The organism is Variovorax sp. AB1(2024), assembly GCF_037482385.2.
In the GTDB taxonomy this organism is placed as follows: domain Bacteria; phylum Pseudomonadota; class Gammaproteobacteria; order Burkholderiales; family Burkholderiaceae_C; genus Variovorax.
Window position 1 is genome coordinate 2,741,160 of sequence record NZ_JBBHKP020000001.1, and the last position, 21,640, is coordinate 2,762,799.

Sequence of the window (21,640 nt, forward strand, 5' to 3'; positions counted from 1 at the left end):
AGATTGGCGCGCTCAATTTCAAGGACAGGCGCGAAAAATTTCACGTCGAGCCGACGGGCGCCGCGAACTATCCGGCGCGTTTTTGCCGACGAGAGGGCGTGATTGGTCTTGAGTGCAAACGCGAGCAGTCCGCGCGAACGGCAATTGCTTACCGTTGCTCAGGTTTCAGGCTGCGTGCAGGCCTGACTCGGGGGATCAGGCGATGGAGGGCGCAAGGCGCGTTGGGAAGCGCATCGGCGTGAAGGTGACGGAGATTTCGTCGACGGCGGCTGTCGACGAAAAGGCTCTTGAAGATCTTGAAGGCAACGCTCTGGGGCACTGCCGCCTGTGCCCAGGCTCGGCTCAGTCCGGCTGGATCACGCCTTCATCGAGATAGCGCTGGTATTCGGCGATGGGAATCGCCGTCGTCTGTGCGCTTCCGCCGTCACCCCAACTCAGCACTGCGCTGTCGGGTGCCAACTGGACCTCGATCGGGCCCTGGGGAATCAGGATGAGGGGGCCATCGCCGGCCCTGTACTCGACATCTCCGGTGACTTTCGCGTTCGCTGGCATGGGGTGCATTCCTTGGGCTGGGGTGGCGGAGCCATCAGCTTACCGCGCCTGTGCGCAGGAGGGGGCGTCGCACCGCGACGAATCGTGTAGGCCTGACCGCCGTTCGCGGTGGTCATATCGGCGTCATGTGCCGCGTGGCACGCTCGCGCTCGTCTTCCCTAGGGATTGAAGTCGAGAAAATGCGATGAAGCCGCTGCATCGAGTCGTTGCGTTGGCCGCCTGCCTGCTGGCTGTCGTGTCGGTCGTGCTAGCCGCATGGAGCCCCGCGACTGAAAAAGTCGCCAGCGTGAGCGACGCCGCATCGGTTCCGCTGCTCGAGATCCGCTGGCATGGCGGCGGCATCGTGCTGCAGGGCGCGGTGCGCGACTCGGCCACGCAGCATGCGTTGGCACAAGCCGCGGCCGAGCGTCTGGGCGGGGAGACCGACCAGGTGACCGACTGGCTCGACATCAAACCCACAGGGCTCGTCGTGGCCGACCCGGCGGCGCTCGCGCGGCTCATCCGTCTTGGACAGGAGGGCTGGCACCTGCAGCGGCAGCCTGCCGAGGCGCGGCTCGCGGTGCAGTCGCTCGTCGACACGCGCAGCGCACAGGCGCTGTCGTTGTTGCAAGCCGCCTTCGGCCCAGGTGTATCGGCCCGCGTGGTCCAACTGCCCTGAGTTTCGAGAAAGCTCCGAAACCTCCAAGAGCCGAAGGGATTCACGGCGCCGTCATGCGCCTTCACCAGCATCGGCTGCACTCAAAACAGAGGAGAGGTGCCATGCAACCATCATTGAAACAGCTCGCCCTGGCGGGCGTCGTACTCGCCACGCTGACCGCCTGCGGCGGCAGCAACAATTCGAACAGCCTCCTGCCGCTGCCGGCGCCCACCGCTTCGAATCCGCCGGCACCTGCGCCTGCGCCAGCGCTCGCGGTGCCTGGCACCGTGGATGTCAAGCTCATTGCCTTCAACGACCTGCACGGCAACCTCGAGCCCCCGAAGCTGACGATCTCCGCGCCTGCCAAGGGTGGCGGCACGGTTGCGGTGCCGGCCGGCGGCGCGGCCTACATGGCTTCGGCCATTGCGGCGCTCAAGGAGAAGAACCCGAACAACGCGGTGGTGTCGGCCGGCGACATGATCGGTGCGTCGCCGCTGGTGTCCGCGCTGTTCCTGGACGAGTCGACCATCGAGGCGGTGAATGCCATGAAGATCGACTTCAACGCGGTCGGCAACCATGAGTTCGACAAGGGCCAGACCGAACTGCTGCGCATGAAGAACGGCGGCTGCGCGAAGAACACCGCGCTCGAGCCTTGCCGCGTCAACAAGAACTTCCCGGGTGCGAACTTCGGCTTCCTGTCGGCCAACACGGTGAAGACCGACGGCAACACGCTGTTCCCCGCCACCGGCATGAAGAGCTTCACCAAGGACGGCGCCACGGTCAAGGTGGCGTTCATCGGCATGACCCTGAAGGGCACGCCCAACATCGTCACGCCCGCCGGCGTCGCCGGCCTGAGCTTCAAGGACGAGGCCGACACCGCCAATGCGCTCATCCCGCAGCTGAAGGCCCAGGGCGCCGACGCCGTGGTGGTGGTGATCCACGAAGGCGGCACCACCACCGTGGGCTACAACGACAAGAGCTGCACTGGCCTGAGCGGCGACATCCTGCCCATCCTCAACAAGCTCGATGCCGCCGTCGACGTCGTCATTTCGGGCCACACGCACCGTTCCTATGTGTGCGACTACGGCAAGACCAACCCGGCCAAGCCCTTCCTGCTGACCAGCGCCGGCCAGTACGGCACGCTGCTCACCGACATCAACCTGACGATCGACACCCGCACGCGCAAGGTCACGGCCAAGGCGGCGGACAACGTGATCGTGCAGGGCGAGGGCTACACCAGCGGCGCCACCACCTATGCGGTGACCGACCAGTACCCCGTGTTCGGCAAGAACCAGCAAGTGGCTGCGCTGATCAGCCAGTACCTCACCATCGCGGGGCCGCTGGTGCAGCGCGTGGTGGGCCAGCTCACCGCCACTGCCACGCGCACGCAGACGTCGTCGCGGGAAAGCGTGATGGGCAACCTGATCGCCGACGCGCAGCTGGCCGCGACCAAGGCGGCCGACAAGGGCGCCGCGCAGATCGCCTTCATGAACCCGGGCGGCGTTCGCGCCGACCTCGCGCCCGCTTCCGACGGCAGCGTGACCTACGGGCAGATTTTCGCGGTCCAGCCCTTCGGCAACAGCCTCGTGGTCAAGACCATGACCGGCGCGCAGATCCGGGCGGTGCTGGAGCAGCAGTTCAACAGCGGCGCCAACACGACCGCGGCGCCGAGGGTGCTGCTGCCGTCGGCCGGCTTCACCTACACCTACAACCTCGCGCAGCCCGCCGGCTCGCGCATCACCAACATGGCCCTCAACGGCACCGCGATGGCCGACGCCACCAGCTATCGCGTCACGATGAACAGCTTCCTGGCCACGGGCGGCGACAACTTCACCGTGTTCAACCAGGGCACGAACACGCTCGGCGGCGACCAGGACGTGGACGCGCTCGAGGCCTACATCAAGGCCGGCAGCCCGTTGGCCCCGCCGGCTACGGACCGCATCACCAACGCCACGCCGCCCTGAGCGGCCGGCGGCGCGCGCAGGCGCATCGGTTGTGGCTTGCCGTGGACCAGGCTTTGCCACACCCATTCGGCCGGGCCGAAGCGGTAGCGGCCAACCCACCAGCAACTGAAAAGCGCCTGCAGCCCGAAGATCGCGAGACCGGCGAGCGCAACCCCCAGGGGGCCGAACCGCGGCCCCGGGCCCAGCCCGATGCCGTGGAACAAGCCAAGGCCGACCAGCGTCTGTGCGATGAAGTTGGTCAGCGCCATGCGGCCCATCGGCGCCAGCTTGCACAACCATCGGCGCCACGCGGCTTGCTGGAACAGCAGCACGAAGCCCGCCACGCAGAAAAGGCACAGTGCCAGCGGCGCGATCTCGCGCAGCACGCGCGCAAGGACGAGGCCCGCGCCGCCGTGCAGCCAGGCAGCGACGCGGTTGTCGCCGTGCTGCAGCATCAGCAGCGTGCCCGCGACCACGCCGACGCCGAAGCTCGCGCGCAACAGTCGGACCCAGAAGCGCCGGTGCGCCACCGACTGCTGCAGCACCGGCATGCGCCGTTTGCAGGGCCGCGTGCCGCCGGACTGCATTGCGAAGCCGACGCCGCAGAGCAGCGCGAAGAGGGTGATCGACCTCGCGTCGAGCAGCGGCACCCCGAGCAGCGCGAAGCCGCGCAGCGCGTCGAGCAGTTCAAGGCGCCGAGTGGCTTGCGCGGACCCGGGCACTGCCGGGTATCGCGCGCGCGGCGCGGCGGTGTTCGATTGGCTCGGGGAGCCGCCCGCGGCTGAATAGCGCGGCGGCCTTGCAGGATCGGATGTCATCGGAGTTCGCAGGGTCGGGTCGGATGCCGGATGTCGGGCGGCTGCAGCGAGCCGCCCGTGCCAGACCTGCGATGCTATGAATCAGCATTGCGCGAACATTGCGCTGTTCGGCGCATGTGCCCCGCGCTCAGACGGCCAGGTTCTGCTCCACGTCCAGCGTCTTGCGGCGGGCCAGCGCTAGGTTCGACTTGGCTTTGTCGAGCACGAGGTAGACGAACAGGCCTTCCTTCTTCTGCATCGGCCGGATGATGTGGTACTGCCTGCCCAGGGTGATGAGGATGTCCTCGATGACGTCGTTCAGGCCCAGGTCGCGCATGGTGCGCAGCTTGGCGCGGACCACTTCGGTGTTGCCCGCCGCCGCCACTTCCAGGTCGACGCCCGAGCCGATCTGGCCCAGGATCATGCCGCTGCTGGAGTCGACCAGTGCCGCGCACAGCGCGCCGTCGCAGGTCATCAGGTCGTCCATGGATTGCTTGATATTTGCCATCGGAATCTTTCCTAGTACCTCGCCCCTGAAAGTCGGCAGCCACCCGGGCGAAGAGGTGGGCGGCTGCCGGAGTCGAACCGGTGCGGCCGGGGCGGGCCCTCAGGCCTGCTGCAGCGAGAGCGTTGCCTGCTTCGCGAAGTAGAGGACCTGGCCGATGATCGCGTCCTTGCCCGTGACGACGCTCACGATGAGGGTGATCTCCGGGTGGCGCGCCTGCAGCATCAGGATGTGGCCGTGGGTCGCTTCGATGGTCACGTTGTCGCAGGCGCCGAGGTTGCTTTCCTCGCCCGCGACCGCGCCCAGCGCCGCCAGAGAGCTGGCAATGGCCGAGAGGCGGGCCACCTGCGCGGTGTTCTCCACGCGCGCGGCCAGTTCCAGGCCGTCCTCGGTCGAGATCACGACCGCTTTCACGCCCTTGATCTCGTGCATCAGCGTGTCGATGGCGGCTTCGGCGGCGAGCTTGATTCTTGGCGTTATTTGCATGAGGACTCGAGGGTGAAGGACGGGGCTCAGGTTTCGAGCTGCAGCAGCAGCAACTCCAGCAGCTCGACCACCTGCCGTGCGTCGGTGACGTTGGCCGGCAGCACGGGGCAGAGCACGCCCCGGGATTCCATACGCTGCGCATAGGCGTCGATGTCGGGCTGGGGGTGGGCATCCATGCGGCCCACGGCGACCACGCAGGCGGTCCTGGCGATGAGTTCGGCAAAGCCGTCGAGGTAGATGTCCAGGTCGGCCAGCGGGTCGGGGCGGCTGTTGTCCACCAGGATCACCAGGCCGAGCGCGCCGCGCGCCAGGATGCGCCACATGAAGTCGAAGCGCATCTGGCCGGGCGTGCCGTACAGGCGCAGCTTCTCGCCGTTGTCGAGCGTGAGTTCGCCGTAGTCCAGGCCGACCGTGGTGGTGGCCTTGGCCACCGAGGTGTCGCTGTTGCGCACGTCGGTGCTGACCGGGGGTATCTCGCTCACGGCGCCGATGGCGGTGGTCTTGCCGGCGCCCATGGTGCCGGTGAAGAGGATCTTGTGTTCGACAGTCATTTGTGCCCGGTCGTCAGCAGGCCGAGGCGGCTGCGGATGCGCGCCAGCAGGCCGGGTTGCACGGGGTCGCGCGCCAGGGCCTGCGGACGGCTGTCGATCGGCAGAACCGAATCGGGCGCGGACGGCGTGGAAAGCGCGACCGGCAGCGTGGCGGCGGCGGCGGGCGCAGGCTGGCGGGCGCTTTCGAGCAACTCGGCGCGCCGCAGGTCTGAAAGGAAATCGAGGCAGTCCTGCGGCGCGAGGCCCGAGCGCTGCCGCAGCAGCAGCAGGGAGGTCGGCCGGCCGGTCATGAGGGTGGCCAGGCGAACGCGCGCGGGCGTCTCCAGCAAGGCGGCGGGCGGCCAGCGCAGCAGGCGGAATTCCTCGTCGTCGGCGATGTGGGTGTCGGGCGCCGCGATCCCGAGGCCGCGTGCGTGGACGACCATCGCGCCGAGCCGGTTGAGCGTGTTCTCCAACTCGTCGGCATGCAGCGGCAGCGCCAGGAAATGGCCGCCGCGCTGCGGATCAGGCTGGCCGATGGCCAGTACCGGCACGGCCGGCGCCGGATCGTCGGCTTCTGCGCTGGCTTGCCCGCCCACCACCCGGAGGTCTGCCTGGCCGGCCTTCCAGGCCCAGTGCTGGTGGGTGCGGTGGTCCAGCAGGCGGACCAGGGACTTGAGAAGCAGTTCTTCGCGGGGCGGCAACCCCTCGACGCTGAAGCTCAGCAAGGCGCGCTGGCCCTTGATCGCGGGAGTGGCGGCGCTCGTCATGGCAGGTATGCGTGACTGCGATGCGCCTCGACCAAGGGCGTCAGCATGGGGCGAATGTGCCGGTTTGGATGCAACTCAGGCTCGCAGGAAAGGGTTGTATCAATATGTGTGACGATAAAAATATAACACCTGTTGCAAATAAAAACACAACATTACGGGCGAAGTTGTTGCGCCGAGCACCGGATTCGTTCACCGACACCGTGTCTTCGCGTAGGCGGATTCCTCAAGCCCCATTTGCCCCGGTTTTGCCGATTTAGCATGGCTCATCTGCCGAGGGAGGCAGAGATTTCTTCGCCGAACCATGTTTTTCCAAAGGAAGACGCTATGAACACCCTGAATCTCCGCACGCTTGCCGTTTCGTCTGCTGTCGCCCTGGCCAGCATCGCGTTTGTCGGTTGCACCACCACGAAGCCGCAGGATCAGGCCAGCAGCACGTCGTCGCGCACTTCGATCGACGCGCAGGTCGACGCCTCGCTGTCCAAGCTGTATGACTCCGTGAAGGGCTCCCGCGAGCTGGTCGCGCGTTCGAGCGGCGTGCTGGTGTTCCCCGCCGTGGTGGGTGCCAGCATGGGCGTGGGCGCCGAATACGGCCGCGGCGCACTGCGCGTGAACGGGCGCACCCAGTCGTACTACAGCACCACCTCGGGCTCGCTGGGCTTCCAGGCCGGTGCGCAGTCGAAGGCCGTGGTCTACGTGTTCACCACGCAGGCTGCCCTGGACAAGTTCCGCAACAGCAAGGGCTGGACGGCCGGCGCCGACGCCACCGTGGCCGTTGCAACCATCGGTGCCAACGGCAGCGTCGACACCAACACCCTGCGCCAGCCGGTCGTGGGCTTCGTGATGACCAACGTTGGCCTGGAAGCCGGCGTCTCGCTGTCGGGCGCGAAGATCACCGAAATCCAGCTGTAAGCTGACCGCTCGCTAAAAGCAGTTACTGGCCGAGCCGCGCCTGCAGCTCGGCCACTTGCTTGCGCAGGGCGTCGTTCTCCGCAGTCAGCTGAAGGACGCGCTCCTTCAGCAGCCGCACCGTGTCCGCGTCGGAGGACGATTCATCGTCGCCGGCCGCGGTTTCAGCGGGCTCCTCACGAGGTTTTTTCTTAGACTCGCGCACGCGCTTGGCAGCCTGCTTGAGTTCGTCCTTGCCGGCATTCGCCGCGGACACCTGTTCTTCGGCCGGCAAGGTGGCCACTGCCGCGGCGGTGTTGATGGAAATCACGCCCGACTTCACGGCCGCCACCAGTTCAGGCGCGGCCTGCTTCTGGATTTTCTCGATCATCACGACCTGGCTGCTGCTCAGCCGTGCGGCCCTGGCAATGGCCTCGCGGCTGTTCAGCGGCGCGGGCGGCGGCAGGGGCACGGCGCCTTCCTCGGCGCCCGTGTCGGCCGGCGGATCGACGTCGAAGGGCGCATCGCCCGCCGGCGCCGGGGCGGCGGAGGCCATGCGGGCGCGCTGCTGGTCCACGATGTCCTTCTTGCGCAAGGCGAGCACGCCGCGCAGGAAATCGGAAATGCTGCGCCGGCCGAGGTGCTGGTCGATCATCCACAGATGCACGTCGTCGATGCTCTTGAAGCGCGTGTTCTGCACGGTCTGGAACGGCAGGCCGTGCTTCTGGCAGATGCCGTAGCGGTTGTGGCCGTCGACCAGCACGTCCCCCCACAGCACCAGCGCGTCGCGGCAGCCTTCGGCCAGGATGCTGCGTTCCAGCGCTTCGTACTCCTCCGGCGTCAGTGGGTCGATGTAGGCTTTGAGTTCTTCGTTGACGACGATGTTCATGGGTGCGGGATCGGGGAGAGGGGCGGAATTCTAGATGCCCGCCGATCCCCCGCTGCGCACCGCCCGTATATCGAGGGGCCTCTCCCATTGCAGAGGCGCGATGTCGCGGCAAACCAGCCGCATGCCGCTGCCGTCGGTGGCGGCGCAGACGGCAACCAGGTGCTCGGGCGTGGGCCTCAGTTGCCAGAAGTGCCGATGTGGTGCGTTGTCGCCGCGCGCGTCACCCCACAGCGCGAATCCGATGCGGTCGTCGGCATCGTCCAGCGCGAAGCCGAAGCTGTCGAGCGGGATCTGCAGGCCCATTCCGCGCGCCTTGATGTAGCTCTCCTTCAAGGTCCACAACTCGAAGAAGCGATGCGCGCGCCGCGTGGGCGGCACCGCGGCCAGCGCCTTCGCCTCGGCCGGCGAGAAGAAGTGGTCGGCGAGCTCCAGAGAGGCCGTGCGGGCGAGGTTCTCGGCATCGACACCCATCTCGAGGTTCCGCGCGAGCGCCAGCACGATCAGCCCGTCCGTATGGCTCAGGTTGAAATCCAGCCCGCTGACGGCCTGCGTCATCGGCTCTGCGATGCAAGGGCGGCCGAAGCTGCCCTCGGCAAAGCGCCAGTCCTGCGGCTGCACCGGCGCATAGCGCGACAGGACCGTGCGCACCAGCACCCGCGTCAGCAGGTGGCGATGCCGGTCGCGCTGGAAGTGGAAGCGCGCGGTCCGCGCAAGTTCGTGAGGCTCCAGCAGCGCACGGCAGGCCGCCTCCAGCGCCGGCTCGCCGGATTCGCCGTGGCGGCAGAACCAGAGATGAATTTCGCCTGGAGGCAGGTGAAGGGTGGCGTCGGCTGGTGACATGAGTGCGCCGATGAGCGCGGCCCGTTCAGCCGCGCTTGGGAATGCCCAGTCCCTTGACGACGGCGGGCCGCGCCACGAAGGCTTCGAGCACGCGGGCGACGTTCGCGAAATCGTTGAAGCCCACCAGCTCGCCGGCCTCGTAGAAGCCGACGAGGTTGCGGATCCACGGGAAGGTGGCGATGTCAGCGATGGTGTAGCTGTCGCCCATGATCCATTCGCGGTTCGCGAGGTGCCTGTCGAGCACGCCGAGCAGGCGCTTCGATTCGCCCACGTAGCGGTCGCGCGGGCGCTTGTCCTCGTAGTCCTTGCCGGCAAACTTGTTGAAGAAGCCGAGCTGGCCGAACATCGGGCCGATGCCGCCCATCTGGAACATCACCCACTGCAGGGTCTGGTAGCGGCCGGCGGCGTCCTGCGGAATGAACTTGCCGGTCTTCTCGGCCAGGTACAGCAGGATCGCGCCCGACTCGAACAGCGCCAGCGGCTTGCCGCCCGGGCCTTCGGGGTCGAGGATGGCGGGGATCTTGTTGTTCGGGTTGAGCGAGAGGAACTCCGGCGACATCTGGTCGTTGGTCTCGAAGCTCACGAGGTGCGGCTCGTAGGGCAGGCCGGTTTCCTCCAGCATGATCGACGCCTTCACGCCGTTGGGCGTGGGCAGCGAATACAGCTGCAGCCGTTCAGGGTGCTGCGCGGGCCATTTCGTCGTGATGGGGAAGCTCGAGAGATCGGTCATGGGTGGTGTCCTTGGGTTCACGGAAACTGCAAGCGCCGGATTCTGCACGGGTCAGGCCGCCGGCGTGCGTGCGTGGCCTTGCAGCCGCGGCAACACCTCGCGCCCCAGTTCCTCGACCACCTCCGTGGCGGGCCGGGGGCCGCGCACCACGTTCATCAGCACATGCGCCACGCCGGCGTCTTCCATGCGGTCGAGATAGGCCACCAGCGCGTCGCGCCCGGTGCGCAGGCCGAGCTCGATGGGCTCGGCCGGCGCGGCGGGGTCTTCGAGCAGGTCGATCTGCAGCGACTGAACGAAAGGCTTGGGCTCGCCGTCCGCGCGTTCGCGCAGCGCGGTCTGCCACAGGCCGATGCGGCCCTGCTGGCGTGCCTCGTCTCGGTGGTAGGTGGCCCAGCCGTCGGCATTGGCGGCGGTCCATTGCAGCGACTGGCGTGCCGAGCCCACCACCAGCATGCCGATGCGTTCGTCGGGCGGCGCCATCAGGTCGTGGCCGCCGGTGGCTTCGCGCAGCGCGGCGCGGCCGGCTTCATCGGGCGAGAGCGCCGAGCGCACCAGGTTCCAGCGCTCGCGGAAAGCGTCGCCGCGCAGCGCGATGTCTTGCCTGAAGATGGCGAATTCGGCCTCGCGGTCGCCCGAGCCCAGGCCGAGGATGAAGCGCTCGCCGGACAGCCGGTTCAGCGACAGCGCCGCCTTGGCCACATGCAGCGGATGGCGCAGCGGCAGCACCGCCGCGGCCGTGCCGAGCGCGATGCGCCGCGTGGCGCCCGCCAGCATCGCGAGCCACACGAAGGGTTCGTCGAGCACCGATATTTCTTCGCCCTGCGGCACCATCACCGGCACGTCGCGCGTCCACAGCGCGGCAAAGCCGAGCCGGTCGGCGAGGGCGGCAACCTCGCGCTCCGCCTCGGGGTCGGCCATGGCGCCGTTGGCGCGGGCCACGGGCGTCATCAGGCCCAGTGTGAGTCGGCCGGCGAGCAAGGTCCGCCGGTAGGCGGTGTTGAAGGGAGGCATGTACGGAAGACGCGAAGGCGCACGTGAGGTCCTGAAAAAGATGATCGCACGTGCGATCGCATCGCCTTACACGCGTTGAGCGCGCTTGCGTGCTGCCGGCGCGGGCTTGGCCTGCAGCGAGAACAGCCGCACGATGGACTGCCGCACGTCGGCCTGCATCGCTGCCACCGCGCCGGCGTCGCCCGAAAGATGCTTGAGCAGCGCCTGCTGGAACAGCCCGTCGAACAGCGCGTAGGTGGCCGAGGGCGTCAAGCCGGGGTCTTCGCCGGACAGCTCGGCAAAGCGGCTCATGATGCGCCAGATCATGTCTTCCAGGCTCTTGTCGATCTGCACGACGTCGGAGCGGAACGCCTCCTCGAACAGGGCCTGCGAACGCAGGTCGTACCAGAGGCGGTGCACATGGCCTTCGTCGCGCAGCGTGTCGGCCAGGCTCTGCAGGAAGCCTTCCATCAGCTCGTCGCAGGTGTTCGCGCTGTCGACCGCATGGTCGTAGCGGGTGACGCAGCGCGCCTTGTACTGCTTGACGCTGCAGATGATCAGGTCGATCTTGTCGCTGAAGTAGTAATGCAGCACGCCGTGCGAGAACTCGGAGTTCTGCGCGATCTCGCGCAGGCTGGTGCGCGCGTAGCCCAGCGCGGCCAATGTGGTGAGCGCGGCCTCGCCCAGTTCCGCACGCCGCTCCGAGAACTTGTCGATCCTTGCCTTGGGCACGCGCTCCGCTTGCTTCTTTGTTGAGCGTTGTTCTGTCGTCATTTCAAAACGGACCGCTTGCATGCCGGCCCCCTGTATCCGTGTTGATTGCAAACCATAGCACGCAAGCGGGAGAACCCGCATCCGGCATGTCACGCATGCCATTCTATGGATTCTTGACACTCGTCAAATAAATCCTTGACACGTGTCAAGTCGATTTCTAGCATGGCCGCTCCATCTCACAAACATATCCACAGGAGACAAGTGATGGCCAAGTTCGACTTGAAAGGGCGCCGTGCGCTCGTGACGGGCGGCGCGCGCGGCATTGGCGCGAGCATTGCCGAAGCGCTGGCGGCGGCCGGTGCGTCCGTGATGATCGGCGACGTGCTCGCCGACCTCGGGCGGGAGACCGCCACCCGGCTTTCTTCTTCAGGCGCGAAGGTGGGCTTCGTTCCGCTCGACGTCACGAAGGACGGCGACTGGGCCTCGGCCACCGAGACCACGGTGAAGGAGCTCGGCGGCTTCGACATCCTCGTCAACAACGCGGGCATCGAGATCACCTCGCTGGTGATCGATGTCGACGGCGACGACCTGCGCCGCATGCTCGACGTCAACGTGGCCGGCACGCTGCTCGGCATGAAGCACGCCTTCCGCGCGATGCGCCCCGGCGGCAGCGCGGGCGGCAGCGCGGGCGGCGGCGGGGCGGTGGTCAACATCGCGTCGGTCGCGGCCACCATCGCCTTCCCGGCCATCGCCGGCTACTCGGCCACCAAGTCGGCGGTCGACCGCGCCACGCGCGTGGCCGCCATGGAGTCCGGCAAGCTGGGCTACGGCGTGCGCGTGAACTGCATCTACCCCGGGCTGGTGCCCACGGACATGGGCATGAAGCTCGCCAACGACATCGTGGCCGCTGGGCTCGCGCCCAGCGTGGAAGCGGCCGTGGGCGACGTGGTCGGCCAGACGCCGCTCGGGCGCCTGGGCGAGGTCGGCGACATGGCCGACGTGGTGGTCTTCCTCTGCAGCGACGCAGCGCGGTTCATCACCGGCGCCGGCCTCGCGGTGGACGGCGGCATGGGCATGTGAGCACACGGCATCAAGGAGACACAACATGAGCAGCAGCAAGAAGAAACCCGTCGTCGTCTACGGCGCCTCCGGCTACACCGGACGCCTGATCTGCGAGTACCTGCGCGAGTACAACATTCCCTTCGTTGCAGCGGGCCGCAGCGCGCAGAAGGTGGAAGCGGCGATGAAGTCCAACGTGCCCGGCATCGAGACCGCGAACTACGAGGTGGTGGAGGTGGCGCATTCGGTGGGCGCGCTCACCGAGCTCTTCACCGGCGCATCGGTGGTGCTGAACACCGTGGGGCCTTTCGCCAAGTTCGGCCCCGAGGTCGTCGAAGCCTGCCTGGCCGCCGGATGCCACTACACCGACACCACCGGCGAGCAGGACTGGCTCATCACGCTGGAGCGCAAATGGGGCGACAGGTTCGCCAAGGCCGGCCTGCTGCTCTCGCCGGGCCTGGCGCAGATGTACACCACCGGCGAGATCGCGGCGCAACTGTGCCTGGAGACGCCGGGGCTCGACACGCTGGACATCGCCGTGTTCTGGGGCGGCAGCCCCACCATCGCGTCGACCCAGACCATCCTGGTCAATGCGGCCACGTCCAAGGCCTACTACCTGGAGCAGAACGAGTACGTCGAATGGCAACCCGACGCCGGCCTGTACCACCTGTCGATTCCGGGCCAGCACGAGGCGGCGCTGGCATTGCCGTGGGGCGGCACGTCGCACCCGGTGTGGTTCAAGCGCGATCCGCGCGTGGCCAACGTGAAGGTGCTCGGCGGCGTCTTCAACAAGGCGCTGATGCAGGGCGTGCCGCAGATCGTCGCCGCCGCGCTCAAGGCCACCGAGGGCATGAACGACGAAGACCGCTATGCCGCGCTGGCCAAGACGGCGGCGGGCGTGATGAACACCATGCCCCCGCGCGAGAACCCGCGCATCAACAAGTCCGTCGATTCGGTGCATGCCTCCGGTCCGCTGGGCCGTGTGCACTGCGTGATCTTCGGCAACTGCAACTACAAGCAGACCGGCTTGCTGCAGGCCTATGCCGCCGCCTCGCTGCTGCAGCAGCCGCCCAGGCGGGCCGGCTTCGCCTCGGGTTGCCAGGCCTTCGGGCACCGCGAGCTGCTGGGTGCGCTGCGCAGCTTCGGGCTGGTGCAGGAGCCGGCGCTCACGCGGCTGGGCTGACGCCATGCGCCTCGTCGACTACCTCGACAAGGGCGCCCAGCTGGGTGCCCATGCGCCGTGCCTGACCCTGGGCGCCACCGACCTGAGCTATGCCCAGGTGCAGCGCATCAGCTGGCGCGTGGCACGCGGCCTGCAGCGCGCCGACGTGCGGCCGGGGGACAAGGTGGCCGTGCTCTCGAGCAACGACGCGACGGCTTTCGCCACGGTGTTCGGCATCTCGCGCGCGGGCTGCGTGTGGTGCCCGGTCAATCCACGCAACGAGGCGAGCGAGAACGCCTTCGTGCTCGATGCGTTCGACTGCACGTGCCTGCTCTTCCACGGCAACTACGCCGACATGGTCGGCCAGATGCGCCCGCAGTTGCCCAGGCTGCGGGCGCTGGTCTGCCTCGACGGGCGGCAGCCCTTCGCGCCCTCGCTGGAAGACTGGCTCGAAGGGCTGGACGACTCGCCCATCGACATCTCGCCGCCCGACGACGTGGCCATGATCGCCGGCACCGGCGGCACCACCGGTCAGCCCAAGGGCGTGATGCTGTCGGGCCGCAACCTCGAGGCGATGTCGGCGCTGACGCTCATGGGCTATCCCTTCGAAGGCCGGCCCGCCTACCTGGCGCTTGCGCCGCTCACGCATGCGGCCGGCGTGCTGTGCCTGCCGGTGATGGCGCTCGGCGGGCGGGTGGTGATCATGCCCAGGCCCGACCTGGGCGAGTTCCTCGGGCTCATCGAGTCGCACCAGATCACCCACACCTTCCTGCCGCCCACGCTCATCTACATGCTCCTGCAGCATCCGCTGCTCGCCTCGGCGCAGCTCGATTCGCTGCAATGCTTCTGGTATGGCGCTGCGCCCATGTCGGCCGCGCGGCTCGAGGAGGCGCTGCACAAGATCGGCCCCGTCATGGCGCAGCTCTTCGGCCAGACCGAGGCGCCGATGATGATCTCGATGATGTCGCCGCGCGAGCACTTCAATGCCGACGGCACCGTGGCGCGCCATCGGCTTTCATCGGCCGGCCGGCCCGGCCCGCTGGTGCAGGTGGGCGTGATGAACGGCGATGGCGCGTTGCTCCCCGCCGGCGAGAGCGGTGAGATCGTGGTGCGCGGCTCGCTCGTGATGCAGGGCTACTACAAGGACCCGCGCGCCACCGAGGAAGCGAGCCGCTTCGGCTGGCACCACACGGGCGACATCGGCTACCTCGATGCCGACGGCTACCTGTACATCGTCGACCGTGCCAAGGACATGATCATCTCCGGCGGCTTCAACGTCTACTCCGCCGAGGTGGAGCAGGCGCTGATGCAGCACCCCGACGTGCAGGACAGCGCGGTGGTCGGCCTGCCCGACGAGAAGTGGGGCGAGCGCGTGGTGGCCGTGCTTCAGCTGCATGCCGGGCGGCAGGTCGACGTGGAAGAGATCAAGGCCTTCGCCAAGTCGCGCATAGGCAGCGTGAAGGCGCCCAAGCAGATCGAGGTGTGGCTCGACCTGCCGCGCTCCAAGGTGGGCAAGGTGCTGAAGAAAGACGTGCGCGCGACGCTGCTGCAGGCCGCCGGTCAGCCGCGCGTGTAGTTGTCCTGGTGCGCCTTGCGCAGCTCGAACTTCTGGATCTTGCCGGTGGACGTCATCGGCAATGCCGCCAGGAAGATGATCTGCTTGGGCACCTCGAAGCCGCCCAGGTGCTCCTTGCAGTGCGCCGTGAGCGCGGCTTCGTCGAAGTCCGCGGGCGCATCGGGGCGGCGCGTCACGAAGGCGGTGATGGCCTCGCCCCAGTGCTCGTGCGGCAGGCCCACCACGGCGGCGTTCATCACGCCCGGGTGGCGCAGCAGCACTTCCTCGACCTTGATGGAGGGCACGTTCTCGCCGCCCGACTTCACCATGTCCTTCAGGCGGTCGAGGAAGATGAGCTGGCCGTCGTCGTCCATCCTGCCGAGGTCGCCGGAGTGGTGCCAGCCGAAGCGCTGGGCATTGGCGGTGGCCTCCGGGTCCTTGTAGTAGCCCAGCATCACGTTGGGCCCGCGAAAGACGATCTCCCCGACCTGCCCTGGGGGCAGCAGTTCGCCGCCGTCGCCCATCACCGCGACCTCGTTCACCAGCGTGCCCACGCCCCAGTAGGAGCCGAAGCGCTTGCGCTGCTCGCTCGCCTCGAAGATGGTGGCGCCCGGATACATCTCGGTCTGGCCCGACACCAGCGCGAAGCTGGGGCAGAACTCGTCGAGCAGGCGCAGCAGCAGCGTGCGCGACATCGGCGCCATCGCATACACGCACAGCCGCAGGCTCGACAAGTCGCGTGTGGCGCGCTGCGGATGGGCCAGCAGCGCGCCGTACATCATCGGCAGGCCCACGGCCACGGTGATCCTGTGGCGCTCGATGGCGGCCAGCATGGCGCCGGGGTCGAAGCCGCGCAGCACGACCACCGCGCCACCCACCGACAGCGCCGACATCAGCACCGTATGCTGCCCGCAATGGAACAGCGGCAGCACGCTGCTCCACACATCGGCGCGCTCGGGGCTGCTGCCCCATTCGACCATGTTGCTGAGCAGCACCGAATGCACCGAAGCGTGCGAATGCATCACGCCCTTCTGGCGTCCGGTGGTGCCGCTGGTGTACATGATGAGCGCGAGGTCGGTGCTGTCGATGTCCACGTCGGGCAGCGTCTCGGGCCCTTGCGCGATTGCCTGCGGCACCGTCGCCAGGCCCGGCGGCGGCGTGTCGCCGTCGAGCACGCACAGCAGGGGAGACACGCCCGTGGCCTGCAGCAGTTCACGCAGCTCCGGCTTCGCGTGCAGCGCGGTGTCGATCACCACGTGCCGCACTTCGGCGTGCGCAAGGATGTAGCCGATGGCGTCGACCGCCAGCGCGGTGTTGATCGGCACCCACACCAGCCCGGCCTTCTGGATGCCCAGCATGGCGATCACCATCTGGGTCGAGTTGTTGCACAGCATGCCCACGCGCGCCCCCTTGGCGAGGCCGAGGCCCAGCAGGTGGTGCGCAAAGCGGTTCGACGCCGCGTCGAGCGCGCGGTAGGAGAGGCGATGCTCGCCCTCTATCAGCGCCGTGCGCTCGCCGAAGCGGCGCGCGGAGCGATGGACCACGTCGCCCAGGGTTACGCGTGAAATGCGCGCGTGAAGGTGCTGGGCCGACGAGGGCGCGAGGCCGGTGACGGCCGTGGTGGTGGCTGCAGGCATGCTTGTGTCTCCGTTCTTCGTTCGTTGGGGCGCAGCCTAAGGCTGGCCCCCGCGTCGCGTCTTGCGAAGACTGGCTGTGCGCAGCCGCTGGGGCGTTGCCTAGAAGCGGGCCTTCAGGAAAGCCGACGGGCCTTGCAGCCGCACCTTCAGGCGCGTGTCCGCAAAGTCGGCGTCGCGGGTGAGGTCGATGTTGGTCACGTTGTAGGCGAGCACCAAGCCGACGTTCTTCACCGGGAACCACTCGACGCCCGCGGAGGCGTTGTAGATGTTGCCGTGGAAGCGGCCGCCGTTCTTCCACACGCCCGAGGCGTCTGCGAACAGCCGGAGGTCCGGCGTGATGGCATGGCGCACGCCGATTTCCAGCAGCGGCGCGATCGCGTTGTCGCTCGAACTCTGGCTGTACGTGCCGACCTGTCCGTTGACCACTGCGCTGGCGCTCGCTCCCAGCGTTGCGCGGTAATAGGCCGCGCCGGCACCCAGGCCCAGCACCGTGTTGCCACTGCCGATCCACCACTTGTACGACAGCTTGGCGAAGTCCAGCTTGGTGCTGATGTTGGCGTTGCCGAAGGTGTTGAGCGAGCCGAAGCTGCCGAAGCTGTTGTTGCTCGCGATGCCGCCCGAGTAGTCGCGCTTGTATTGGTAGTAATCGAAGGAAATGCCCTGGCTGTCGCCGAGCAGCACGTCGGCGCTGACGCGCGGCATGGTCACGCGGCCGGGCTTGATGTCGCCCGACTGCAGCGAGCCGTAGGGCGAGTTGACGGAAGCGTTGAACTTGGGGTCGGCGTTGTAGCCGCCCACGGAGAAGCTGAAACGGTCGAGCGCCGGCGACGGATCGGCGAGTGCGGGCGCGGCGGCGAACAGGAATCCTGTGCCGATGAGCGCGCCGATGGCGCCGAAGCGGACGGTCCAGTCGAAAGGACGGGAATGAAGCTGCAACATGAAAATGGATCCTTCAGATGGAAAAGAAAAGCCTCGCGCATGCGCATTCCAAGGCAGCTCTCTTAGGGCGGCCGGCAAGGTAGTGGAAGCGCGTGATCAATTACATGCGCGCTCGGCGGCTGCGTGTGTAGGACTTTCTTGATGGTCGCCGAATGCGCGAGTTTTTTGCCGTCACGGGCACGTGTGCGGCGCTACAGTCGCCGCATGCGCGAACACCTCTCCACCACCACCGGGCCCCAGCGTCTTCTCTACGGCAGTCTCACGGGCGCCGCGGTCGCGTTGGTGCCATGGCCCATGAGCGGCATGGCGCGCGGACTGGCCGGATGGTGTGCCGGCGTGCTGGTCTACCAGGTGCTCACCTGGTGGCTGGCCGAAACCTTCGACGCGCGCCGCACGCGCGAGCGCGCGCAGTCGCTGGACCAGCCCAACGTGGTGATCCTGGTGTCGATGCTTGTGGCAGTGGGCGTGAGCGTGGTGGCCATCGCCATGCTGCTGCAGGAGGTCAAGCAGCTCGACGGCTGGGAGCGTGCCGCCCACGTCGCGCTCGGGCTGGTGGCGCTCGCTGGGTCGTGGCTGATGATGCATTCGATCTACGCGTTCCATTACGCGCACCGCTACTACATCGACCAGAAGAGCGGCAGGCCCGACGGCGGCCTCGACTTTCCGGGCAAGGACGACGCCCCCGACTACTTCGACTTTCTCTACTACTCCTACGTGATCGGCATGACCTCGCAGGTCTCCGACGTGCAGGCCACGTCGAAGGAAATGCGCCGCATCACGCTGATCCACAGCGTGCTGTCGTTCACCTTCAACATGCTGGTGCTGGCCCTGTCGGTCAACGTGGTGGCCAGCGCCTTTTCCTGAGCGTGCGGCGGGATGCTCAGGCCGGGGCCTTGCGCAGCCGGCCGAGCTTGACGATGCCGGTCGACAGCGCCACGCCGCAAACGATGACGACCGCGCAGATCAGCATCCACTGCGTGATGCGCTCGTCGAGGAACACCGCGCCGTAGAAGAGCGCGAACACCGGCACCAGGAAGGTCACAGTCAGTGCGCGTGCGGGGCCGGCGCGTTCGATCAGCCTGAAGAACAGGATGTAGGCGATGCCCGTGCAGGCGATGCCCAGCGCCAGCAGGGCGAGCCATGCGCGCAGGCTCGGCATCTGCGCAGGCCACAGCCAGAAGGCGGGGATGGCCAGGAACAGCGTGGCGCCGATCTGGCTGCCGGTGGCCGTGGTCAGGGCCGGCACGCCGCCCAGGTGGCGGCGCGTGGCGCTGGCCGAGATGCCGTAGCACAGGCACGCACCCAGGCAGGCGAGCACGGCCCACAGCGCCGAATGGCCGGTGGCGCCCGCATGCAGGCCGGCGCTGCGGCTCGCGAGCATCGCGACGCCGGCAAAGCCGATCACCAGGCCCACGATGCGCGAGCCCGCGGGCCGTTCGCGGAACCAGGCCCAGGCCACCAGTGCGCCGAACATCGGCGTGGTGGCGTTGAGCACCGCGGCCAGGCCGGTGTTGATGGTCAGCAGCGCGAAGCAGAAGAGTGCGAACGGCATGCCCGAGTTGAAGACGCCGACCGCGAAGCTGGCCTTCCAGTGCTTTGCGATGGCCGGGCCCTGTCCGCGCAGCAGTGCGATGGGCAGCAGGAACAGCGCCGCGATCGCCACCCGCACGGCCGCCGTCGGCAGGGCGCCGAACTCCGCCGCCCCGATGCGCATGAAGAGAAAGGATGCGCCCCAGAGTGCCCCCAGCAGTACCAGGTCGACGAGCCATGCTGCGGAGTTGGCGGGCGCGACGGCCTTGGCGGGAATGTTGTTGTTCGTTGTGCTCATGCGGCTTTTTTCGTTCTTCCTGGTGGTTGCCTTACAGCGCGCCTTCCAGTTCGAGGAGGGCCGTCTTGCGTTCGAGCCCGCCAGCGTAACCGGTCAGCGAACCGTCGGCGCCCAGCACGCGGTGGCAGGGCACGATCACGCTGATCGGGTTGCGCCCCACGGCCGCGCCCACGGCGCGCACCGCGGTAGGGTTGCCGAGCTTGGCGCTCAGCGTGCCGTAGGTGAGCGTGGCACCGGCCGGAATGGTCAGCAGCTGCTGCCACACGCTCTGCTGGAACGCGGTGCCGTGCGAGAGGTCGAGTTTCATGTCGAAGTGGTCGCGCTTGCCGGCGAAGTAGTCGCGCAGCTGCGCGGCCGCTTCCACCAGCGCGGGGTGGTCGTCCTTGGCGATCCAGCCCGTGGTGTCGGGCCAGTGGCGCTGCTGGTCGAACCAGACGCCGGCCAGGCCCTGGTCGGTGGCCGCCATCGTGATGCCGCCCAGCGGCGTGTCGATGTGCGACGTGTAGATGAGCTTGCTCTTGAACTTCATGGCATTTCAGGCGGTGAGGCCTGCCGTGGTGATGAGGGGAGACGCAGCCGTGGCCGCGGTAGCAGTGGAGGGCGCCGAAGGCGCGTGCCATGCGCGCAGCACCGCATAGCTGCGCCAGGGGCGCCAGGCTTGCGAGGCCTCGCTGGCGGCGCGGGCGGTGGTCACGCCCAGCGCCTTCTGCAGCGCGACGTCGCCGGCCGGGAAGGCGTCGGGCCAGCGCAGTGCGCGCATCGCGATGTACTGCGCGGTCCAGGCGCCGATGCCGGGCAGTTCCTGCAGCGCCGCGATGGTCGAGGGCACGTCGGCTCCCGCATGCAGCGCCAGCCTGCCGTCCGCGACCTCGCGGGCGATGGCCTGCAGGGCGGCCTGCCGCTGGCGCACGATGCCGAGCTGGCCCAGCGCGTCGCCGCTCGCCTGGGCGATTGCGGCCGGCGTGGGAAACAGCCGGTCGAGTCCTTCGATGGGCGTCGCGATGGTTTCGCCGAATGCCGCCACCAGCCGCGAGCCCAGCGTGCGCGCCGCGGCCACCGTGATCTGCTGGCCCAGCACCGCGCGCACCGCCAGCTCGAAGCCGTCGACCGCGCCGGGCACGCGCAGGCCGTCGCCGTGCGGGAAGGCCGCATGCAGCGCGGCGTTGATGGCCATCGGCTCTGCGTCGAGGTCGAACAGCGCGCGGGCGCGGCTGATGACGATAGGCAGCACAGCGGCCAGCGAGTCGCTGACCGACAGCAGCGCCTGTTCGCGCTCGAGGTCGAAGCGCAGTTGCAGCCAGCCGGCATGCGCCTGCCCGCCCTGCTGGATGCGCAGGGTGCGCGCCAGCTTCACATAGGCGGGCGTGCTGCCCTTGGCCGGCTCCTTGCCGTCGACCGTGGCCACCACTTCGATGCCGCGCAGCGCACGGCGCGCGAAGAAGCCGAGCATGGCGTTGTCGTCGTAGGGCGGCCTGAAGCCCAGCCGCACCTCGATGGCCCGGCCCGCGCCGTTCTCCACGGCCGCGCCGCCGGCACGGCGCAGTGCGCTCGGGTTGAGGCCGTAGTGCTCCACGAATGCGGCATTGAAGCGCCGCACGCTCGCAAAGCCGCTGGCCAGTGCGACCTGCGTCATGGGCAGGCGGGTGTCGGCGATCAATTGCTTGGCGGCCAGCAGGCGGCGCGTCTGCAGGTACTGCAGCGGCGACACCCCGAACTGCGCCTCGAAGATGCGGCGCAGATGGCGGTCGCTCACGCCCAGGCGGGCCGCGATCTGCGCCGCGCCGGGGCCGTCCTCGGACCATGCATCGGGCTCGTCGATCAGCCGCGCGGCCTGCAGCGCGAGGATGCGGGAGGCGTCCTCGGTCGACCAGCTGGCCGCGCGCGGCGCCAGCTCCGGACGGCATCGCAGGCAGGGACGGAAGCCCGCGGCCTCCGCCTGCGCTGCGTGGCGGAAGAACCGGCAGTTCTCGCGCCGCGGCAGCTTGACGCGGCAGACCGGCCGGCAATAGATGCCGGTGGAGGTCACGGCGGTGAAGAACGACCCGTCGAAGCGCGCGTCGTGCGTCTTCATCGCCAGGTAGCAGGCGTCGCTCTCGAGCGCTTCGGTGGGGGCGTGGGTGGAAGGCATGGGGAAATGATACGGTTTCGACTCGTTTCAACTGGCCGTTTTCGGACATGTGGCACCCCGGGGC

The 21,640-nt window shown here is 68.1% G+C and carries 23 protein-coding genes; 7 read left to right on the top strand and 16 right to left on the bottom strand.

All coding sequences use genetic code 11. The features are described from left to right. Positions 1 to 342: 342 nt before the first annotated feature. Positions 343 to 552: a hypothetical protein gene (locus WIX39_RS12665; RefSeq protein WP_081268037.1), complete on the bottom strand. Its 210-nt coding sequence runs from the start codon at positions 550 to 552 to the stop codon at positions 343 to 345. A gap of 184 nt (positions 553 to 736) precedes the next feature. On the opposite strand from WIX39_RS12665, the gene WIX39_RS12670 reads away from it, so the two are divergent. Then, positions 737 to 1,210, top strand: coding sequence for a hypothetical protein (locus WIX39_RS12670; protein ID WP_409195111.1), 474 nt, complete (start codon positions 737 to 739; stop codon positions 1,208 to 1,210). 101 nt (positions 1,211 to 1,311) lie between these two features. Beyond that, a complete protein-coding gene (locus WIX39_RS12675; RefSeq protein WP_409195112.1) occupies positions 1,312 to 3,153 on the top strand; it encodes a bifunctional metallophosphatase/5'-nucleotidase in 1,842 nt (613 codons plus the stop codon). On the opposite strand, the gene WIX39_RS12680 is transcribed toward WIX39_RS12675, so the two are convergent. From WIX39_RS12680 to WIX39_RS12700, 5 genes are all read right to left on the bottom strand, one after another. Beyond that, entirely contained in the window at positions 3,084 to 3,950 is an 867-nt protein-coding gene (locus WIX39_RS12680; RefSeq protein ID WP_409195113.1) for a DUF418 domain-containing protein, read from the bottom strand. The genes WIX39_RS12675 and WIX39_RS12680 overlap by 70 nt on opposite strands. A gap of 127 nt (positions 3,951 to 4,077) precedes the next feature. After that, positions 4,078 to 4,437, bottom strand: a complete 360-nt coding sequence (locus tag WIX39_RS12685; protein WP_081267979.1) for a hypothetical protein — start codon at positions 4,435 to 4,437, stop codon at positions 4,078 to 4,080. Positions 4,438 to 4,536: 99 nt separating this feature from the next. Continuing rightward, positions 4,537 to 4,920, bottom strand: coding sequence for a roadblock/LC7 domain-containing protein (locus tag WIX39_RS12690; RefSeq protein ID WP_106935154.1), 384 nt, complete (start codon positions 4,918 to 4,920; stop codon positions 4,537 to 4,539). Positions 4,921 to 4,946: 26 nt separating this feature from the next. Continuing rightward, positions 4,947 to 5,471 (bottom strand): GTP-binding protein, encoded by a 525-nt coding sequence (locus WIX39_RS12695; RefSeq protein WP_409195114.1) that lies wholly within the window; start codon positions 5,469 to 5,471, stop codon positions 4,947 to 4,949. After that, entirely contained in the window at positions 5,468 to 6,220 is a 753-nt protein-coding gene (locus WIX39_RS12700; protein WP_409195115.1) for a hypothetical protein, read from the bottom strand. The genes WIX39_RS12695 and WIX39_RS12700 overlap by 4 nt, the downstream gene beginning before the upstream one ends. A 324-nt stretch (positions 6,221 to 6,544) precedes the next feature. Between WIX39_RS12700 and WIX39_RS12705 the strand changes: the two genes are divergently transcribed. Then, the gene (locus tag WIX39_RS12705; protein WP_081267983.1) at positions 6,545 to 7,129 is read left to right on the top strand and encodes a BPSL1445 family SYLF domain-containing lipoprotein; all 585 of its coding nucleotides are present in this window, start codon (positions 6,545 to 6,547) and stop codon (positions 7,127 to 7,129) included. 22 nt (positions 7,130 to 7,151) lie between these two features. Here the strand turns inward: WIX39_RS12705 and WIX39_RS12710 are convergent, their stop codons facing one another. The 5 genes from WIX39_RS12710 to WIX39_RS12730 all read right to left on the bottom strand — a co-directional run bounded on the left by WIX39_RS12710 (position 7,152) and on the right by WIX39_RS12730 (position 11,328). Next, positions 7,152 to 7,994, bottom strand: a complete 843-nt coding sequence (locus WIX39_RS12710) for a plasmid replication/partition related protein (RefSeq protein WP_409195116.1) — start codon at positions 7,992 to 7,994, stop codon at positions 7,152 to 7,154. Between the two features lie 30 nt (positions 7,995 to 8,024). Continuing rightward, on the bottom strand, positions 8,025 to 8,834 hold the full coding sequence (locus tag WIX39_RS12715; RefSeq protein ID WP_409195117.1) for a 4'-phosphopantetheinyl transferase family protein: 810 nt from the start codon (positions 8,832 to 8,834) through the stop codon (positions 8,025 to 8,027). Between the two features lie 25 nt (positions 8,835 to 8,859). Beyond that, a complete protein-coding gene (locus WIX39_RS12720) occupies positions 8,860 to 9,564 on the bottom strand; it encodes a glutathione S-transferase N-terminal domain-containing protein (RefSeq protein WP_409195118.1) in 705 nt (234 codons plus the stop codon). 51 nt (positions 9,565 to 9,615) lie between these two features. Beyond that, positions 9,616 to 10,575 carry a TIGR03571 family LLM class oxidoreductase gene (locus WIX39_RS12725; RefSeq protein ID WP_409195119.1) on the bottom strand — a complete coding sequence of 320 codons (960 nt, stop codon included), beginning with the start codon at positions 10,573 to 10,575 and terminating at the stop codon, positions 9,616 to 9,618. Positions 10,576 to 10,641: 66 nt separating this feature from the next. Beyond that, on the bottom strand, positions 10,642 to 11,328 hold the full coding sequence (locus WIX39_RS12730) for a TetR/AcrR family transcriptional regulator (protein WP_106935147.1): 687 nt from the start codon (positions 11,326 to 11,328) through the stop codon (positions 10,642 to 10,644). 204 nt (positions 11,329 to 11,532) lie between these two features. On the opposite strand from WIX39_RS12730, the gene WIX39_RS12735 reads away from it, so the two are divergent. Genes WIX39_RS12735 through WIX39_RS12745 form a run of 3 tightly spaced genes read left to right on the top strand, consistent with a single transcriptional unit; the run spans position 11,533 to position 15,065 of the window. Beyond that, positions 11,533 to 12,348: an SDR family NAD(P)-dependent oxidoreductase gene (locus WIX39_RS12735; protein WP_409195120.1), complete on the top strand. Its 816-nt coding sequence runs from the start codon at positions 11,533 to 11,535 to the stop codon at positions 12,346 to 12,348. A 25-nt stretch (positions 12,349 to 12,373) separates the two neighbouring features. Beyond that, on the top strand, positions 12,374 to 13,510 hold the full coding sequence (locus WIX39_RS12740; RefSeq protein WP_106935145.1) for a DUF5938 domain-containing protein: 1,137 nt from the start codon (positions 12,374 to 12,376) through the stop codon (positions 13,508 to 13,510). 4 nt (positions 13,511 to 13,514) lie between these two features. Further along, complete coding sequence (locus WIX39_RS12745) at positions 13,515 to 15,065, top strand: AMP-binding protein (protein WP_409195121.1); 1,551 nt, start codon at positions 13,515 to 13,517, stop codon at positions 15,063 to 15,065. Here WIX39_RS12745 and WIX39_RS12750 read toward each other — a convergent pair. Both WIX39_RS12750 and WIX39_RS12755 read right to left on the bottom strand, forming a co-directional pair. After that, positions 15,050 to 16,681 carry a class I adenylate-forming enzyme family protein gene (locus tag WIX39_RS12750; protein ID WP_409195122.1) on the bottom strand — a complete coding sequence of 544 codons (1,632 nt, stop codon included), beginning with the start codon at positions 16,679 to 16,681 and terminating at the stop codon, positions 15,050 to 15,052. The two genes, WIX39_RS12745 and WIX39_RS12750, sit on opposite strands and share 16 nt — an antisense overlap. 99 nt (positions 16,682 to 16,780) lie before the next feature. Next, on the bottom strand, positions 16,781 to 17,620 hold the full coding sequence (locus WIX39_RS12755) for a hypothetical protein (protein WP_106935142.1): 840 nt from the start codon (positions 17,618 to 17,620) through the stop codon (positions 16,781 to 16,783). A gap of 204 nt (positions 17,621 to 17,824) precedes the next feature. Between WIX39_RS12755 and WIX39_RS12760 the strand changes: the two genes are divergently transcribed. Next, complete coding sequence (locus tag WIX39_RS12760) at positions 17,825 to 18,484, top strand: DUF1345 domain-containing protein (protein WP_081268039.1); 660 nt, start codon at positions 17,825 to 17,827, stop codon at positions 18,482 to 18,484. A gap of 16 nt (positions 18,485 to 18,500) precedes the next feature. Here the strand turns inward: WIX39_RS12760 and WIX39_RS12765 are convergent, their stop codons facing one another. Genes WIX39_RS12765 through WIX39_RS12775 form a run of 3 tightly spaced genes read right to left on the bottom strand, consistent with a single transcriptional unit; the run spans position 18,501 to position 21,576 of the window. Beyond that, on the bottom strand, positions 18,501 to 19,448 hold the full coding sequence (locus tag WIX39_RS12765; protein ID WP_409195123.1) for a DMT family transporter: 948 nt from the start codon (positions 19,446 to 19,448) through the stop codon (positions 18,501 to 18,503). 31 nt (positions 19,449 to 19,479) lie between these two features. Next, positions 19,480 to 19,977: a methylated-DNA--[protein]-cysteine S-methyltransferase gene (locus tag WIX39_RS12770; protein WP_409195124.1), complete on the bottom strand. Its 498-nt coding sequence runs from the start codon at positions 19,975 to 19,977 to the stop codon at positions 19,480 to 19,482. 6 nt (positions 19,978 to 19,983) lie between these two features. Continuing rightward, positions 19,984 to 21,576, bottom strand: coding sequence for a DNA-3-methyladenine glycosylase 2 family protein (locus tag WIX39_RS12775; RefSeq protein ID WP_409195125.1), 1,593 nt, complete (start codon positions 21,574 to 21,576; stop codon positions 19,984 to 19,986). Positions 21,577 to 21,640: the final 64 nt, after the last annotated feature.

Bases quoted from the DNA above. Each gene is read 5' to 3' on its own strand.
- WIX39_RS12775 (WP_409195125.1), bottom strand. From the start codon at position 21,576: ATGCCTTCCACCCACGCCCCCACCGAAGCGCTCGAGAGCGACGCCTGC.
- WIX39_RS12760 (WP_081268039.1), top strand. From the start codon at position 17,825: ATGCGCGAACACCTCTCCACCACCACCGGGCCCCAGCGTCTTCTCTAC.
- WIX39_RS12705 (WP_081267983.1), top strand. From the start codon at position 6,545: ATGAACACCCTGAATCTCCGCACGCTTGCCGTTTCGTCTGCTGTCGCC.
- WIX39_RS12765 (WP_409195123.1), bottom strand. From the start codon at position 19,448: ATGAGCACAACGAACAACAACATTCCCGCCAAGGCCGTCGCGCCCGCC.
- WIX39_RS12675 (WP_409195112.1), top strand. From the start codon at position 1,312: ATGCAACCATCATTGAAACAGCTCGCCCTGGCGGGCGTCGTACTCGCC.
- WIX39_RS12680 (WP_409195113.1), bottom strand. From the start codon at position 3,950: ATGACATCCGATCCTGCAAGGCCGCCGCGCTATTCAGCCGCGGGCGGC.
- WIX39_RS12715 (WP_409195117.1), bottom strand. From the start codon at position 8,834: ATGTCACCAGCCGACGCCACCCTTCACCTGCCTCCAGGCGAAATTCAT.
- WIX39_RS12695 (WP_409195114.1), bottom strand. From the start codon at position 5,471: ATGACTGTCGAACACAAGATCCTCTTCACCGGCACCATGGGCGCCGGC.
- WIX39_RS12670 (WP_409195111.1), top strand. From the start codon at position 737: ATGAAGCCGCTGCATCGAGTCGTTGCGTTGGCCGCCTGCCTGCTGGCT.
- WIX39_RS12770 (WP_409195124.1), bottom strand. From the start codon at position 19,977: ATGAAGTTCAAGAGCAAGCTCATCTACACGTCGCACATCGACACGCCG.
- WIX39_RS12730 (WP_106935147.1), bottom strand. From the start codon at position 11,328: ATGACGACAGAACAACGCTCAACAAAGAAGCAAGCGGAGCGCGTGCCC.
- WIX39_RS12745 (WP_409195121.1), top strand. From the start codon at position 13,515: ATGCGCCTCGTCGACTACCTCGACAAGGGCGCCCAGCTGGGTGCCCAT.
- WIX39_RS12750 (WP_409195122.1), bottom strand. From the start codon at position 16,681: ATGCCTGCAGCCACCACCACGGCCGTCACCGGCCTCGCGCCCTCGTCG.
- WIX39_RS12725 (WP_409195119.1), bottom strand. From the start codon at position 10,575: ATGCCTCCCTTCAACACCGCCTACCGGCGGACCTTGCTCGCCGGCCGA.
- WIX39_RS12700 (WP_409195115.1), bottom strand. From the start codon at position 6,220: ATGACGAGCGCCGCCACTCCCGCGATCAAGGGCCAGCGCGCCTTGCTG.
- WIX39_RS12755 (WP_106935142.1), bottom strand. From the start codon at position 17,620: ATGTTGCAGCTTCATTCCCGTCCTTTCGACTGGACCGTCCGCTTCGGC.
- WIX39_RS12685 (WP_081267979.1), bottom strand. From the start codon at position 4,437: ATGGCAAATATCAAGCAATCCATGGACGACCTGATGACCTGCGACGGC.
- WIX39_RS12710 (WP_409195116.1), bottom strand. From the start codon at position 7,994: ATGAACATCGTCGTCAACGAAGAACTCAAAGCCTACATCGACCCACTG.
- WIX39_RS12720 (WP_409195118.1), bottom strand. From the start codon at position 9,564: ATGACCGATCTCTCGAGCTTCCCCATCACGACGAAATGGCCCGCGCAG.
- WIX39_RS12665 (WP_081268037.1), bottom strand. From the start codon at position 552: ATGCCAGCGAACGCGAAAGTCACCGGAGATGTCGAGTACAGGGCCGGC.
- WIX39_RS12690 (WP_106935154.1), bottom strand. From the start codon at position 4,920: ATGCAAATAACGCCAAGAATCAAGCTCGCCGCCGAAGCCGCCATCGAC.
- WIX39_RS12740 (WP_106935145.1), top strand. From the start codon at position 12,374: ATGAGCAGCAGCAAGAAGAAACCCGTCGTCGTCTACGGCGCCTCCGGC.
- WIX39_RS12735 (WP_409195120.1), top strand. From the start codon at position 11,533: ATGGCCAAGTTCGACTTGAAAGGGCGCCGTGCGCTCGTGACGGGCGGC.